The organism is Pseudomonas maumuensis (assembly GCF_019139675.1).
Classification (GTDB): Bacteria; Pseudomonadota; Gammaproteobacteria; order Pseudomonadales; family Pseudomonadaceae; genus Aquipseudomonas; species Aquipseudomonas maumuensis.
In genome coordinates this window covers 512,172-527,539 of the sequence record NZ_CP077077.1, presented here as the reverse complement: position 1 = coordinate 527,539, position 15,368 = coordinate 512,172, and the positions used below count along the sequence as shown (strand labels likewise).

Annotated in this window: 11 protein-coding genes and 1 tRNA gene; all 12 read right to left on the bottom strand. The window is 58.5% G+C overall.

The window, feature by feature from the left end; translation table 11 throughout:
- Nucleotides 1–2: 2 nt before the first annotated feature.
- Nucleotides 3–2,150: an elongation factor G gene (fusA, locus tag KSS90_RS02470; RefSeq protein ID WP_217868086.1), complete on the bottom strand. Its 2,148-nt coding sequence runs from the start codon at nucleotides 2,148–2,150 to the stop codon at nucleotides 3–5.
- 30 nt (nucleotides 2,151–2,180) lie between these two features.
- The gene (gene rpsG, locus KSS90_RS02465) at nucleotides 2,181–2,651 is read right to left on the bottom strand and encodes a 30S ribosomal protein S7 (protein ID WP_023628750.1); all 471 of its coding nucleotides are present in this window, start codon (nucleotides 2,649–2,651) and stop codon (nucleotides 2,181–2,183) included.
- Between the two features lie 106 nt (nucleotides 2,652–2,757).
- Complete coding sequence (gene rpsL, locus KSS90_RS02460) at nucleotides 2,758–3,129, bottom strand: 30S ribosomal protein S12 (protein ID WP_003255492.1); 372 nt, start codon at nucleotides 3,127–3,129, stop codon at nucleotides 2,758–2,760.
- 211 nt (nucleotides 3,130–3,340) lie between these two features.
- Nucleotides 3,341–7,540 (bottom strand): DNA-directed RNA polymerase subunit beta', encoded by a 4,200-nt coding sequence (gene rpoC, locus KSS90_RS02455; RefSeq protein WP_038707242.1) that lies wholly within the window; start codon nucleotides 7,538–7,540, stop codon nucleotides 3,341–3,343.
- 62 nt (nucleotides 7,541–7,602) lie between these two features.
- The gene (gene rpoB / locus KSS90_RS02450; protein WP_046857918.1) at nucleotides 7,603–11,676 is read right to left on the bottom strand and encodes a DNA-directed RNA polymerase subunit beta; all 4,074 of its coding nucleotides are present in this window, start codon (nucleotides 11,674–11,676) and stop codon (nucleotides 7,603–7,605) included.
- Between the two features lie 220 nt (nucleotides 11,677–11,896).
- Nucleotides 11,897–12,262 (bottom strand): 50S ribosomal protein L7/L12, encoded by a 366-nt coding sequence (rplL, locus tag KSS90_RS02445; RefSeq protein WP_003255496.1) that lies wholly within the window; start codon nucleotides 12,260–12,262, stop codon nucleotides 11,897–11,899.
- A 77-nt stretch (nucleotides 12,263–12,339) separates the two neighbouring features.
- Nucleotides 12,340–12,840 carry a 50S ribosomal protein L10 gene (rplJ, locus tag KSS90_RS02440; RefSeq protein WP_023628748.1) on the bottom strand — a complete coding sequence of 167 codons (501 nt, stop codon included), beginning with the start codon at nucleotides 12,838–12,840 and terminating at the stop codon, nucleotides 12,340–12,342.
- Nucleotides 12,841–13,038: 198 nt separating this feature from the next.
- Nucleotides 13,039–13,734, bottom strand: coding sequence for a 50S ribosomal protein L1 (rplA, locus tag KSS90_RS02435; RefSeq protein ID WP_023628747.1), 696 nt, complete (start codon nucleotides 13,732–13,734; stop codon nucleotides 13,039–13,041).
- On the bottom strand, nucleotides 13,734–14,165 hold the full coding sequence (gene rplK / locus KSS90_RS02430; RefSeq protein WP_011531881.1) for a 50S ribosomal protein L11: 432 nt from the start codon (nucleotides 14,163–14,165) through the stop codon (nucleotides 13,734–13,736). The genes rplA and rplK overlap by 1 nt, the downstream gene beginning before the upstream one ends.
- Before the next feature lie 119 nt (nucleotides 14,166–14,284).
- Nucleotides 14,285–14,818, bottom strand: a complete 534-nt coding sequence (nusG, locus tag KSS90_RS02425) for a transcription termination/antitermination protein NusG (RefSeq protein WP_023628746.1) — start codon at nucleotides 14,816–14,818, stop codon at nucleotides 14,285–14,287.
- Between the two features lie 9 nt (nucleotides 14,819–14,827).
- Nucleotides 14,828–15,196 (bottom strand): preprotein translocase subunit SecE, encoded by a 369-nt coding sequence (gene secE, locus KSS90_RS02420; RefSeq protein WP_023628745.1) that lies wholly within the window; start codon nucleotides 15,194–15,196, stop codon nucleotides 14,828–14,830.
- 44 nt (nucleotides 15,197–15,240) lie between these two features.
- Nucleotides 15,241–15,316, bottom strand: a tRNA-Trp gene (locus KSS90_RS02415).
- Between the last annotated feature and the right edge of the window lie 52 nt (nucleotides 15,317–15,368).

Genomic DNA, 15,368 nt, shown 5'->3' with positions numbered 1-15,368 from the left:
GATTAGCCTTGTTTTTTAACGAGTGCTTCGACGATGTTCGACGGAGCTTCGGCGTATTTGGAGAATTCCATGGAGTAGCTTGCGCGACCCTGAGACATGGAACGAACGTCGGTTGCGTAACCGAACATCTCTCCGAGCGGTACCTCAGCAGTGATTACCTTGCCGGACACCGAGTCTTCATTACCCTGGATCATCCCGCGACGACGGCTCAGGTCACCCATCACGTCACCCAGGTAGTCTTCCGGGGTTACAACTTCGACCTTCATGATCGGCTCAAGGACCACGCCACCGCCCTTCTGGGCCAGTTGCTTGGTCGCCATCGAAGCGGCGATCTTGAACGCCATTTCGTTGGAGTCGACATCGTGGTACGAACCGTCGAATACCGTAGCCTTCAGGCCGAGCAGCGGATAGCCGGCAACAACGCCGTTTTTCATCTGCTCTTCGATACCCTTCTGGATCGGGGCGATGAATTCCTTAGGAATCACACCACCAACGACTTCGTTGGCGAACACCAGACCTTCGGTGATGTTGCCCTTCTCGTCGACGTCCGGCTCCGAGAAACGGATCCAGCAGTGACCGAACTGACCACGACCACCCGACTGACGAACGAACTTACCTTCGATCTCGACGTTGGACTTGGTGATCTTCTCGCGGTACGAAACCTGCGGCTTGCCGACGTTGCACTCGACGTTGAACTCGCGCTTCATGCGGTCAACGAGGATGTCCAGGTGCAGCTCACCCATACCGGAGATGATGGTCTGGCCGGTTTCTTCGTCGGTCTTGACGCGGAACGACGGGTCTTCCTGGGCCAGCTTGCCCAGTGCGATACCCATCTTCTCCTGGTCAGCCTTGGTCTTCGGCTCTACGGAGAGCGAAATCACCGGCTCAGGGAAGTCCATACGCTCAAGGATGATCGGCTTGTCGGCGTTGCACAGGGTGTCACCGGTGGTGACGTCCTTCATGCCGATCAGAGCAGCGATGTCGCCTGCACGTACTTCCTTGATCTCTTCACGCTGGTTGGCGTGCATCTGCACCATACGACCAACGCGCTCTTTCTTGCCCTTGACCGAGTTGATGACAGAGTCACCGGAGGTCAGGAAGCCCGAGTAGACACGGACGAAGGTCAGAGTACCAACGAACGGGTCGGTAGCGATCTTGAACGCCAGGGCCGAGAACGGCTCGTTGTCGTCAGCAGGACGCTCGTCGTACTGCTCCGGAGTAACTTCATCCTTCGGCACGTCGATCAGATCAGGGTGGATACCCTTGATCGCAGGGATCTCGGTTGGCGCAGGCAGGAAGTCGATAACGGCGTCGAGAACCAGGGGAACACCCTTGTTCTTGAACGAGGAACCGCAGACAGCAGGAACGATCTCGCTCGCCAGGGTACGGGCGCGCAGACCAGCCTTGATGTCTTCGACGGACAGGTCACCTTCTTCAAGGTACTTGTTCATCAGCTCTTCGTTGGCCTCGGCAGCAGCCTCGACCATGTTGCTGCGCCATTCGTTGGCCAGGTCCACCAGCTCAGCAGGAATCTCTTCCTCGCGGTAGGTAGTACCTTTGTCGTCGTCGTTCCAGTAGATGGCTTTCATCTTGATCAGGTCAACCTGACCCTGGAAGTCGTCTTCCGCACCGATAGCCAGCTGGACCGGAACCGGGGTGTGACCCAGACGGTTCTTGATCTGACCGACAACGCGCAGGAAGTTGGCACCAGCACGGTCCATCTTGTTCACGTAGACAACACGTGGAACACCGTACTTGTTGGCCTGACGCCATACGGTTTCGGACTGCGGCTCAACGCCGGAGGTACCGCAGAACACAACGACCGCGCCGTCGAGTACACGCAGCGAACGCTCTACTTCAATGGTGAAGTCAACGTGGCCGGGGGTATCGATGACGTTTACGCGGTAGTTGTCGTACTGACCACGGGAACCTTTCCAGAAGGTGGTAACGGCAGCGGAGGTAATGGTGATACCGCGCTCCTGCTCCTGCACCATCCAGTCGGTGGTCGCGGCGCCGTCATGCACCTCGCCCATCTTGTGGCTCAGACCTGTGTAGAACAGGATCCGCTCGGTAGTGGTGGTCTTGCCCGCGTCAACGTGGGCACAGATACCAATGTTACGGTAGCGGTTAATTGCTGTAGTACGAGCCATAAAGCCCTCGCAAAATGATTGATGCTTGAATTAGAAGCGGTAGTGCGAGAACGCTTTGTTGGCTTCAGCCATACGGTGAACGTCTTCACGCTTCTTGACTGCAGCACCTTTGCCTTCGGCAGCATCCAGCAGTTCACCGGCCAGGCGCAGAGCCATCGACTTCTCGCCGCGCTTGCGGGCGTAGTCTACGAGCCAGCGCATTGCCAGAGCGTTACGACGGGACGGACGAACTTCAACCGGGACCTGGTAAGTGGCACCGCCGACACGGCGGGACTTTACTTCGACCAGCGGAGCGATGGCGTCGAGAGCTTTCTCGAAGATTTCCAGGGGGTCGCTGTTCTTGCGTGCTTTGACTGCGTCCAGGGCACCGTAAACGATGCGCTCGGCCACGGCCTTCTTGCCGCTTTCCATCACGTGGTTCATGAACTTGGCGAGGATCTGGGATCCGTACTTCGGATCGTCCAGGATCTCACGTTTTGCTGCTACACGACGTCTTGGCATGATAAGCCCTCAAACGGTCTTCAGGTTAGCCCGGGACGTGGGTCTTCGACCCCTGCCCGACCTTACTCTTATCGACTCAAAAAATTGGATATGTGCAAACGGCCGATTACTTCGGACGCTTGGTACCGTACTTCGAACGACCCTGGTTACGGCCTTTGACGCCCGAAGTATCCAGAGAGCCGCGAACGGTGTGGTAACGAACACCTGGCAAGTCTTTTACACGGCCGCCACGGATCAGGACGACGCTGTGCTCTTGCAGGTTGTGGCCTTCACCACCGATGTACGAGGAAACCTCGAAACCGTTGGTCAGACGCACACGGCATACTTTACGCAGTGCCGAGTTAGGTTTTTTCGGCGTGGTGGTGTACACGCGGGTGCACACGCCACGACGCTGCGGGCAGTTCTGCAGCGCAGGAACGTCGGACTTCTCGACCGAACGCTTACGCGGCTGACGTACCAGCTGGTTGATAGTTGCCATCTACTAGCTCCACTGATTGTCTTGCGACTCTATTGTCTTGCAAGAAAGCCAAAAATTGGCGAGACGGAGCCTCACCAAATTTAAGGGTACAAAAGTCTAAAGAGGATCTTGCACCCAGTCAAGACGAGGCCCCGGCCCTCCTCGCCCGGTCATCGGCAACAAATCATGTCGCCGATGCCCGCCCGAGGCTTGCCGGGGCCCTGCCCTGTACTTAGTTACCGCTGGAATTCAGTGCTTCGGTCAGTGCGGCTTCCACCTCACTGGCGCTCACACGCAGCGGTTTGTCGGCATCACGGCGACGCTTGCGCTCGCTGTGATAGGCCAGACCGGTACCGGCCGGGATCAGACGACCCACGACCACGTTCTCTTTCAGGCCGCGCAGGTAGTCACGCTTGCCAGTTACCGCCGCTTCGGTCAGTACGCGGGTGGTTTCCTGGAAGGAAGCCGCCGAGATGAACGATTCGGTGGACAGCGAGGCCTTGGTGATACCCAGCAGCACGCGGGTGAACTTGGAGATGAACTTGTCTTCGCCGGCGAGACGCTCGTTCTCTACCAGGACCTGAGTCAGTTCCATCTGGTCGCCCTTGATGAAGCTGGAATCGCCCGACTCGGAGATCTCGACCTTGCGCAGCATCTGACGCAGGATGGTCTCGATGTGCTTGTCGTTGATCTTCACGCCTTGCAGACGGTAAACGTCCTGGATCTCGTTGACGATGTACTTCGCCAGCGCGCTCACACCCAGCAGACGCAGGATGTCGTGCGGATCGCTCGGACCGTCGGAGATAACTTCGCCGCGGTTTACCTGTTCGCCTTCGAAGACGTTCAGGTGGCGCCACTTCGGAATCAGCTCTTCATACGGATCGCTACCGTCGGTCGGAGTAATGACCAGACGACGCTTGCCCTTGGTCTCTTTACCGAACGCAATGGTGCCGCTGACTTCAGCCAGGATCGAGGCTTCTTTCGGACGGCGCGCTTCGAACAAGTCGGCAACGCGTGGCAGACCACCGGTGATGTCACGGGTCTTCGACGTTTCTTGCGGGATACGCGCGATAACGTCACCGACGCCGATCTGGGCACCGTCAGCCACACCGACGAGGGCGTTGGCCGGCAGGAAGTACTGGGCAGGTACGTCGGTACCTGGCAGGTACAGGTCCTTGCCATTGGCGTCGACCATCTTGATTGCCGGACGGATTTCCTTGCCTGCGGCAGGGCGATCCTTGACGTCCAGAACCTCAATGTTGGTCAAGCCGGTCAGTTCATCGGTCTGACGCTTGATGGTGATGTTTTCTTCCATGCCCACGAAGGTCACGGTACCTTTCAGCTCGGTAACGATCGGGTGGGTGTGCGGGTCCCACTTGGCGACAATGGCGCCAGCTTCGACCTTGTCACCTTCCTTGACCGAAATCACGGCACCGTAAGGCAGCTTGTAACGCTCACGCTCACGGCCGAATTCGTCGGCAATGGCCAGCTCGCCGGAACGCGATACGGCAACCAGGTTGCCATCGGCGCGCTCGACCTGCTTCAGGTTGTGCAGACGCACCATACCGCCGTTCTTCACCTGGACGCTGTCGGCAGCCGAAGTACGGCTTGCAGCACCACCGATGTGGAACGTACGCATGGTCAGCTGGGTACCCGGCTCACCGATCGACTGTGCAGCGATAACGCCGACAGCTTCACCGATGTTCACCTGGTGACCGCGCGCCAGGTCGCGGCCGTAGCACTTGGCGCAGATGCCGTAGCGGGTTTCGCAGCTGATCGGCGAACGCACGACGACTTCGTCGATGCTGTTCAGCTCGATGAACTCGACCCACTGCTCGTCGACCAGGGTACCGGCCGGGACGATGACGTCCTCGGTGCCTGGCTTGAACACGTCACGGGCAATGACACGGCCCAGTACGCGCTCACCCAGCGGCTCGACAACGTCACCGCCTTCGATGTGCGGGGTCATCAGCAGGCCCTGGTCGGTGCCGCAGTCGATCTCGGTCACGACCAGATCCTGGGCAACGTCTACCAGACGGCGAGTCAGGTAACCGGAGTTCGCGGTTTTCAACGCGGTATCCGCCAGACCTTTACGAGCACCGTGGGTCGAGATGAAGTACTGCAGTACGCTCAGACCTTCACGGAAGTTCGCGGTGATCGGCGTCTCGATGATCGAGCCGTCCGGCTTGGCCATCAGGCCACGCATACCGGCCAGCTGACGGATCTGAGCGGCGGAACCACGCGCACCGGAGTCGGCCATCATGTACATCGAGTTGAAGGACTCTTGCTCGACTTCCTTGCCCTCGCGATCGACGACCTTCTCTTTCGAGAGGTTGGCCATCATCGCCTTGGACACTTCGTCGTTCGCCTTGGACCACAAGTCGATGACCTTGTTGTACTTCTCGCCCTGGGTTACCAGGCCGGAGGCGTACTGGCTCTCGATTTCCTTCACTTCGTCGGTAGCGGTACCGATGATGCGGGCTTTCTCGTCCGGGATAACGAAGTCGTTAACGCCGATCGAAACGCCGGAAATGGTCGAGTAGGCAAAACCGGTGTACATCAGCTGGTCAGCGAAGATCACGGTCTCTTTCAGACCCACCACGCGGTAGCACTGGTTGATCAGCTTGGAGATCGCCTTCTTCTTCATCGACTGGTTGACGACGTCGAACGGCAGGCCGGCCGGTACTACCTGGAACAGCAGCGCACGGCCGACGGTGGTGTCGACGATACGGGTGTTCTTGGTGATGCTGCCATCACGATCTTTCACGGTTTCGTTGATACGAACCTTGATTTTCGCGTGCAGGGCGGCTTCGCCGGCGCGGAATACGCGGTCGACTTCCTGCAGGTCGGCGAATACGCGACCTTCGCCCTTGGCGTTGATGGCTTCACGGGTCATGTAGTACAGACCCAGTACCACGTCCTGCGACGGAACGATGATTGGCTCACCGTTGGCTGGCGACAGGATGTTGTTGGTCGACATCATCAACGCGCGCGCTTCGAGCTGGGCTTCCAGGGTCAGCGGCACGTGAACGGCCATCTGGTCACCGTCGAAGTCGGCGTTGTACGCGGCGCAGACCAGCGGGTGCAGCTGGATAGCCTTACCTTCGATCAGTACCGGTTCAAAGGCCTGGATACCCAGACGGTGCAGGGTCGGCGCACGGTTGAGCAGTACGGGGTGTTCGCGGATCACCTCGGCGAGAACGTCCCACACCTCCGGCAGCTCGCGCTCGACCATCTTCTTGGCGGCCTTGATGGTGGTCGCCAGACCACGCATTTCCAGCTTGCCGAAAATGAACGGCTTGAACAGCTCGAGGGCCATCTTCTTCGGCAGACCGCACTGGTGCAGACGCAGGGTCGGGCCTACGGTAATTACCGAACGACCGGAGTAGTCCACGCGCTTACCGAGCAAGTTCTGACGGAAGCGACCTTGCTTACCTTTGATCATGTCGGCCAGGGACTTCAGCGGACGCTTGTTCGAACCAGTGATGGCGCGACCGCGACGGCCGTTGTCGAGCAGGGCGTCGACCGCTTCCTGCAGCATGCGCTTTTCGTTGCGCACGATGATGTCCGGCGCCGACAGATCGAGCAGGCGCTTCAGACGGTTGTTACGGTTGATCACCCGACGATACAGGTCGTTCAGGTCGGAGGTCGCGAAGCGGCCGCCATCCAGCGGTACCAGCGGACGCAGGTCCGGCGGCAGGACTGGCAGAACGGTCAGGACCATCCACTCAGGCAGGTTGCCCGAGCCCTGGAAAGCTTCCATCAGCTTCAGGCGCTTGGACAGCTTCTTGATCTTGGTTTCCGAGTTGGTCTGCGGAATTTCTTCGCGCAGGCGACCGATCTCGTGCTCCAGGTCGATAGCGTGCAGCAGTTCGCGGACAGCCTCGGCACCCATGCGGGCGTCGAAGTCGTCACCGAACTCTTCCAGCGCTTCGAAGTACTGCTCGTCGTTCAGCAGCTGACCCTTCTCGAGGGTGGTCATGCCCGGATCGATCACCACGTAGCTCTCGAAGTAGAGCACGCGCTCGATGTCACGCAGGGTCATGTCCATCAGCAGGCCGATACGGGACGGCAGCGACTTCAGGAACCAGATGTGGGCAACCGGCGAGGCCAGTTCGATGTGCGCCATGCGCTCACGACGAACCTTGGCCAGGGCAACTTCAACGCCGCACTTCTCGCAGATCACGCCGCGGTGCTTGAGGCGCTTGTACTTGCCGCACAGGCACTCGTAGTCCTTGACTGGGCCAAAGATCTTGGCGCAGAACAGGCCGTCACGCTCAGGCTTGAACGTACGGTAGTTGATGGTTTCCGGCTTCTTGACTTCACCGAACGACCACGAACGGATCATTTCAGGCGACGCCAGACCGATGCGGATGGCGTCGAACTCTTCGACTTGACCCTGGTTTTTCAGCAAATTCAGTAGGTCTTTCAAGGCCTTTCCTCCTGGCGGAGCAGGGAGTGGGCATTACCTGCCCACTCCCCTCGCGTCACGTGTTATTCGGTTTCCAGATCGATATCGATACCGAGGGAACGGATCTCTTTGATCAACACGTTGAAGGACTCGGGCATGCCCGGCTCCATACGGTGATCGCCATCCACGATGTTCTTGTACATCTTGGTACGGCCGTTCACGTCGTCCGACTTCACTGTGAGCATTTCTTGCAGGGTGTATGCCGCGCCGTATGCTTCCAGCGCCCACACTTCCATCTCCCCGAAACGCTGACCACCGAACTGCGCCTTACCACCCAGCGGCTGCTGGGTAACCAGGCTGTAGGAACCAGTGGAACGCGCGTGCATCTTGTCGTCCACCAAGTGGTTCAGCTTGAGCATGTACATGTAACCAACGGTCACTGGACGCTCGAACTTGTTGCCGGTACGGCCATCGAACAGCACCATCTGGCCGCTCTCTGGCAGATCTGCCAGTTTCAGCATGGCCTTGATCTCACGCTCCTTGGCACCGTCGAAGACTGGGGTGGCCATCGGCACGCCTTTCTTCAGGTTGTTCGCCAGGGCGATGATCTCTTCGTCGGTGAACTCTTCCAGGTTCTCCTGACGACCACCGATCTCGTTGTAGATCTCGGTGAGGAAGGTGCGCAGTTCAGCGGCTTTGCGCTGCTCTTCGATCATGCGGTCGATCTTCTCGCCCAGCCCCTTGGCCGCGAGGCCCAGGTGGGTTTCAAGGATCTGACCGACGTTCATACGCGAAGGTACGCCCAGCGGGTTCAGTACGACGTCGACCGGAGTACCGTTGGCGTCGTGCGGCATGTCTTCGACCGGCATGATTACCGAGACGACACCCTTGTTACCGTGACGACCGGCCATCTTGTCACCCGGCTGGATGCGACGGCGGATTGCCAGGTAGACCTTGACGATCTTCAGTACGCCCGGAGCCAGGTCATCGCCCTGCTGCAGCTTGCGCTTCTTGTCTTCGAACTTGTCGTCCAGCAGGCGACGGCGATCGACGATGTACTGCTGAGCCTTTTCCAGCTGCTCGTTCAGTGCATCTTCGGCCATGCGCAGTTTGAACCACTGGCCGTGCTCCAGACCGTTCAGCACGTCGTCGCTGATCACGGTGCCTTTCTTCAGGCCCGCACCACCGTCGACCACCTGGCCGTTCAAAGCGGAACGCAGACGCTCGAAGGTCGCGCCTTCGACAATGCGGAACTCTTCGTTGAGGTCCTTGCGGATCTCGTCCAGCTGCATCTTCTCGATGGCCAGGGCGCGGCTGTCGCGCTCAACGCCATCACGGGTAAAGACCTGTACGTCGATGACGGTACCCTTGGTGCCGGTCGGCACACGCAGGGAGGTGTCTTTGACGTCGCTGGCCTTCTCGCCGAAGATCGCACGCAGCAGTTTTTCTTCCGGAGTCAGCTGGGTCTCGCCTTTCGGAGTGACCTTGCCGACCAGGATGTCGCCAGCGCCGACTTCGGCACCCACGTAGACGATACCGGCTTCGTCCAGCTTGTTCAGCGCAGCTTCACCGACGTTCGGGATATCCGCGGTGATTTCCTCTGGGCCAAGCTTGGTGTCACGGGCCACACAGGTCAGTTCCTGGATGTGGATCGTGGTGAAGCGGTCTTCCTGAACCACACGCTCGGACAGGCAGATGGAGTCTTCGAAGTTGAAGCCGTTCCACGCCATGAACGCGATGCGCATGTTCTGACCCAGTGCCAGCTCACCCATGTCGGTGGACGGGCCGTCGGCCATGATGTCGCTGCGCTGAACCTTGTCACCCTTGCTGACCAGCGGACGCTGGTTGATGCAGGTGTTCTGGTTCGAACGGGTGTACTTGGTCAGGTTGTAGATATCTACACCAGCTTCGCCGGTCTCGACTTCGTCGTCATTGACGCGAACGACGATACGGCTGGCGTCGACCGAGTCGATCACACCACCGCGACGAGCAACCACGCAGACACCGGAGTCACGGGCAACGTTGCGCTCCATGCCGGTACCTACCAGCGGCTTGTCGGCGCGCAGGGTCGGTACAGCCTGACGCTGCATGTTGGAACCCATCAACGCACGGTTGGCGTCGTCGTGCTCGAGGAACGGAATCAGCGACGCGGCAACCGAAACTACCTGCTTCGGCGAAACGTCCATCAGGGTGACGTCTTCCGGCGCCTTGACGGTGAATTCGTTCAGGTGACGAACAGCTACCAGCTCATCGATCAGCTGCTTCTTGTCGTTCATCGCGGCCGAAGCCTGGGCGATCACGTGATCGGCCTCTTCGATGGCGGACAGGAACACGATGTCGTCGCTGACCACGCCTTCCTTCACCACGCGGTACGGGCTTTCCAGGAAGCCGTACTGGTTGGTGCGGGCATAGGCCGCCAGGGAGTTGATCAGACCGATGTTCGGACCTTCAGGAGTCTCGATCGGGCACACGCGGCCGTAGTGGGTCGGGTGTACGTCACGGACTTCGAAGCCAGCACGCTCACGGGTCAGACCGCCAGGGCCGAGTGCGGAAACGCGGCGCTTGTGGGTGATCTCGGAAAGCGGGTTGTTCTGGTCCATGAACTGCGAGAGCTGGCTGGAACCGAAGAACTCTTTCACCGCCGCCGCAACCGGCTTGGCGTTGATCAGGTCCTGCGGCATCAGGCCTTCGCTTTCAGCCATCGACAGACGCTCTTTGACCGCGCGCTCAACACGCACCAGACCAACGCGGAACTGGTTCTCGGCCATCTCGCCGACGCAACGGACGCGACGGTTACCCAGGTGGTCGATGTCGTCGACGATGCCTTTGCCGTTACGGATATCGACCAGGGTCTTGAGGACCTCGACGATATCTTCCTTGCTCAGCACGCCCGAACCTTCGATCTCGGTGCGACCGATACGACGGTTGAACTTCATGCGGCCAACGGCGGACAGGTCGTAACGCTCGGCGCTGAAGAACAGGTTGTTGAACAGGGTCTCGGCAGCGTCCTTGGTTGGCGGCTCGCCTGGACGCATCATGCGGTAGATCTCGACCAGCGCTTCCAGTTGGTTGCTGGTGGTGTCGATCTTCAGGGTATCGGAGATGAACGGACCGCAGTCGATGTCGTTGGTGTACAGCGTCTCGACGCGAACGACCTGAGCCTTGGCGATCTTCACCAGCAGGTCGGTGGTCAGTTCGGTGTTGCACTCGGCGATGATCTCGCCGGTAGCCGGATGCACGATCGCCTTGGCGGTGGTGCGACCCAGTACGTACTCCAGCGGAACGTCCAGCTCTTTCACGCCAGCTTTTTCCAGCTGGTTGATGTGGCGCGCGGTAATACGGCGGCCTTGCTCGACGATGACCTTGCCGCTGTCGTCATGGATATCCATGACCGCAACTTCACCACGCAGACGCTGAGGTACCAGTTCCAGGCTGAGCTTCTCGCCGGAAAGGTGGAACACGTTGGTGGTGTAGAAGGTGTTCAGAACCTCTTCGGTGCTGTAACCCAGGGCACGCAGAAGTACCGAGGCCGGCAGTTTGCGGCGACGGTCGATACGTACGAACACGCAGTCTTTCGGGTCGAACTCGAAGTCCAACCACGAACCGCGGTAAGGGATGATGCGCGCGGAGTACAGCAGCTTACCGGAGCTGTGCGTCTTGCCACGGTCGTGGTCGAAGAACACACCAGGCGAACGGTGCAGCTGGGATACGATCACACGCTCGGTACCGTTGATAACGAAGGTACCGTTTTCAGTCATCAGGGGGATTTCACCCATGTAGACTTCTTGCTCTTTGATGTCCTTGATCGCTTTATTCGACGATTCCTTGTCGAAGATGATCAGGCGCACCTTCACCCGCAGCGGGACCGCGAAAGTCACACCGCGCAGGACGCATTCCTTCACATCGAAAGCCGGCTCGCCCAGGCGATAGCCGACGTACTCCAGGGCAGCATTGCCGGAGTAGCTGATGATCGGGAATACCGATTTGAAGGCCGCATGCAGACCGACGTCGCGGAACTGATCCTTGGATGCTCCCGCCTGCAGGAATTCGCGATACGAATCCAGCTGGATGGCCAGGAGGTACGGCACATCCATGACGTCCGGCAACTTGCTAAAGTCCTTGCGGATACGTTTTTTCTCAGTGTATGAGTAAGCCATCAGCATTCCCCAGCTTGGTCACCTGCTTGTTTGGCATCTCCCGGCGGGAGCAGCCAGAAAATCGTGCAAACCCCTTGGTTTGCGCCACCCTCTTGGGTGTCTTGCAGCTCGTTATCGGGGCCGACCTGATCGGCCACCAATAACGGAAAAAGGCCGGTGGCATAAGCCACCAGCCATCAGCCCTTCGCTCAACGCTCGGGCTGGCATCGCAAAGTCGAAATTACTTCAGCTCGACTTTAGCGCCTGCTTCTTCCAGCTTCTTCTTAGCGTCTTCAGCGGCTTCTTTCGAAACGCCTTCAGCTACAACCTGAGGAGCGCCATCGACTTTCTCTTTGGCTTCTTTCAGGCCCAGACCGGTCAGCTCGCGAACGGCCTTGATCACGTTCACTTTCTTGTCGCCGGCTTCAACCAGGACAACGTTGAACTCGGTTTGCTCTTCAACAACGGCAGCGGCAGCAGCTGGGCCGGCAGCGGCAACAGCAGCGGTAACGCCGAAGGTTTCTTCCATTGCTTTGATCAGCTCAACAACTTCCAGAACGGTTTTCTGGCCGATTGCTTCGATGATTTGCTCGTTAGTCAGAGACATGACTTAAATCCTGTATTGGGGTGACAGCCTACGCAGCTATCAAATTAAACGTATGATTTGAAAGAGTTTCCGGTGCCTTAGGCAGCGGTGGCTTCTTTCTGGTCGCGAATGGCTGCCAGGGTACGGGCCAGCTTGCTGGTAGCGCCTTGAATCACGCTCATCAGCTTCGCGATGGCTTCGTCGCGGGTCGGCAGGGTAGCCAACACGTCGATCTGGTTCGCTGCAATGAACTTGCCGTCAAACGCAGCTGCCTTGATCTCGAACTTGTCCTGACCCTTGGCGAACTCTTTGAACAGACGAGCAGCGGCGCCCGGGTGTTCGTTGGAGAAAGCGATCAGGGTCGGGCCAGTGAAGGCGTCGTTGAGGACACTGAATTCAGTGTCGGCAACAGCGCGCTTGAGCAGGGTGTTACGTACGACACGTACGTATACGCCAGCTTCACGAGCCTCTTTACGGAGTCCGGTCATTGCGCCTACAGTCACACCACGGGCATCAGCCACGACAGCGGACAGAGCGACTTTGGCAGCCTCGTTGACTTCAGCGACGATGGCCTTCTTGTCTTCGAGTTTAATTGCCACGGGTAAAACTCCTGCTTGTTACCGTTTCATCTGGCCGAAGCCGGATGTCGTTTTGGTGTCTGATTCGGTAAGGAACCGGGAGCACCATCTGCGTAGGCTGGATGTTTAAGGCTTGCGCCGCCTACGGTCTTGGATAGCCCCCGCCAGGCAGGGACCCCAATTTTTGCTGCCGGCGAGCTTACACTCGCCGGCATGGTCTTACACGTCCAGCGAGCTCTGATCGATGATCAGACCTGGGCCCATGGTGGTGCTCAGGGTAACGCGCTTGACGTAGATACCTTTCGAGGAAGCCGGCTTGATACGCTTCAGATCAGCGATCAGGGCTTCAACGTTTTCCTTCAGCTTGCCAGCTTCAAAGCCGATCTTGCCAACGGAGGTGTGGATGATACCGTTCTTGTCGGTACGGTAGCGAACCTGACCAGCCTTGGCGTTTTTAACGGCAGTGGCTACGTCTGGGGTAACGGTACCGACTTTCGGGTTAGGCATCAGGCCACGAGGACCCAGAACCTGACCCAGCTGACCTACAACACGCATGGCATCAGGCGATGCGATAACGACGTCATAGTTCAGGTCGCCGCCTTTCATTTCGGCAGCCAGATCGTCCATACCTACGCGGTCAGCGCCGGCAGCCAGAGCGGCTTCAGCAGCCGGGCCCTGGGTGAAGACGGCAACACGTACGGTCTTGCCAGTGCCGTGCGGCAGCACGGTAGCGCTACGTACGACCTGGTCGGATTTACGCGGGTCAACACCGAGGTTGACGGCGATGTCGTAGGACTCGACGAACTTGGCAGCAGGCAGCGAGGCCAGCAGAGTTGCCGCTTCTTCGAAGTTGTAGGCCTTGCCTGCTTCGATTTTTTCGGCGATTGCCTTTTGGCGCTTGGTCAGCTTAGCCATTACACACCCTCCACGTTCAGGCCCATGCTGCGGGCAGAGCCAGCGATGGTGCGTACAGCAGCGTCCAGGTCAGCGGCAGTCAGGTCAGCCTGTTTGGCTTTCGCGATGTCTTCCAACTGAGCGCGGGTAACGGTACCGACTTTAACGGTGTTCGGACGAGCCGAACCACTGGTCAGGCCAGCAGCTTTCTTCAGCAGAACCGAGGCAGGGGTGCTCTTGGTTTCGAAGGTGAAGCTACGGTCACTGTAGACAGTGATGATCACTGGAGTCGGCAGACCTGGCTCTTGACCCTGAGTACGGGCGTTGAAGGCCTTGCAGAATTCCATGATGTTAACACCGTGTTGACCCAGTGCTGGACCAACGGGTGGGCTTGGGTTGGCCTGGCCGGCCTTTACTTGCAGCTTGATGTAAGCCTGAATCTTCTTAGCCATGAGCTACTCCAAAATCGGGTACAAACGCCAGATGGCTCCCCGGATGACTTGCGTTTTATCCCAGTGACGACAAAACCCCGCAGCACATAGGGCTGCGGGGTATGGGATGCTTCGTCCTGCTAGACCTTCTCGACCTGGCCGAACTCGAGCTCCACCGGAGTAGAGCGACCGAAAATGAGCACTGCAACCTGCAGGCGGCTCTTTTCGTAGTTAACCTCTTCGACGGTGCCATTGAAGTCAGCAAACGGACCATCAACGACTCGAACCACTTCACCCGGCTCGAACAACGTCTTCGGCTTCGGCTTGTCACTACCATCGGCAACGCGACGGAGGATGGCCTCGGCCTCTTTATCAGTGATCGGCGCAGGCTTGTCTGCGGTACCACCAATGAACCCCATGACCCGAGGGGTATCCTTGACAAGGTGCCAAGTCCCTTCGTTCATTTCCATCTGGACCAATACATAGCCAGGGAAGAATTTGCGCTCGCTCTTGCGCTTCTGGCCGTTGCGCATTTCAACAACTTCTTCGGTCGGAACCAGGATCTCGCCGAATTCGTCTTCCATGCCAGCCAGCTTGACGCGCTCGATCAGGGAGCGCATCACATGCTTCTCGTAACCCGAGTAAGCATGCACTACGTACCAACGCTTAGCCACGGGACACCCTTAGCCAACAATCAAGGAGACCGCCCAGCCGAGCAGGGAGTCGAGACCCCACAGCAGCAGCGCCATAACCAGAACAACAGCCACGACAATCAGCGTGGTCTGAGTGGTTTCTTGGCGGGTCGGCCACACGACTTTACGGATCTCGGTCCGCGCTTCCTTCGCCAGCGTGAAGAACGACTTACCCTTCGCAGTCTGCAAGGCAACGAAGCCTGCAACCGCAGCCAGGGCGAGAAGTGCAAGAACGCGGTACAGGATCGGCGACGCGGAGTAATACTGATTACCCACAACGGCGACAACCACCAAAGCCACTACAGCCAGCCACTTGAACAAGTCGAAACGCGATTCTTGGGCTTCAGTTTTGGGAGTCATCGGGGAGGATCCTGTAAGAAGAAAGCCAATCACACCGAGGTGAATGGCAGGTCAGGAGGGAATCGAACCCCCAACCTACGGTTTTGGAGACCGTCGCTCTGCCAATTGAGCTACTGACCTGTAACGCTGTATCAGGCCGGCCATTATACCGGCCTAATCAAGTAAATCAACT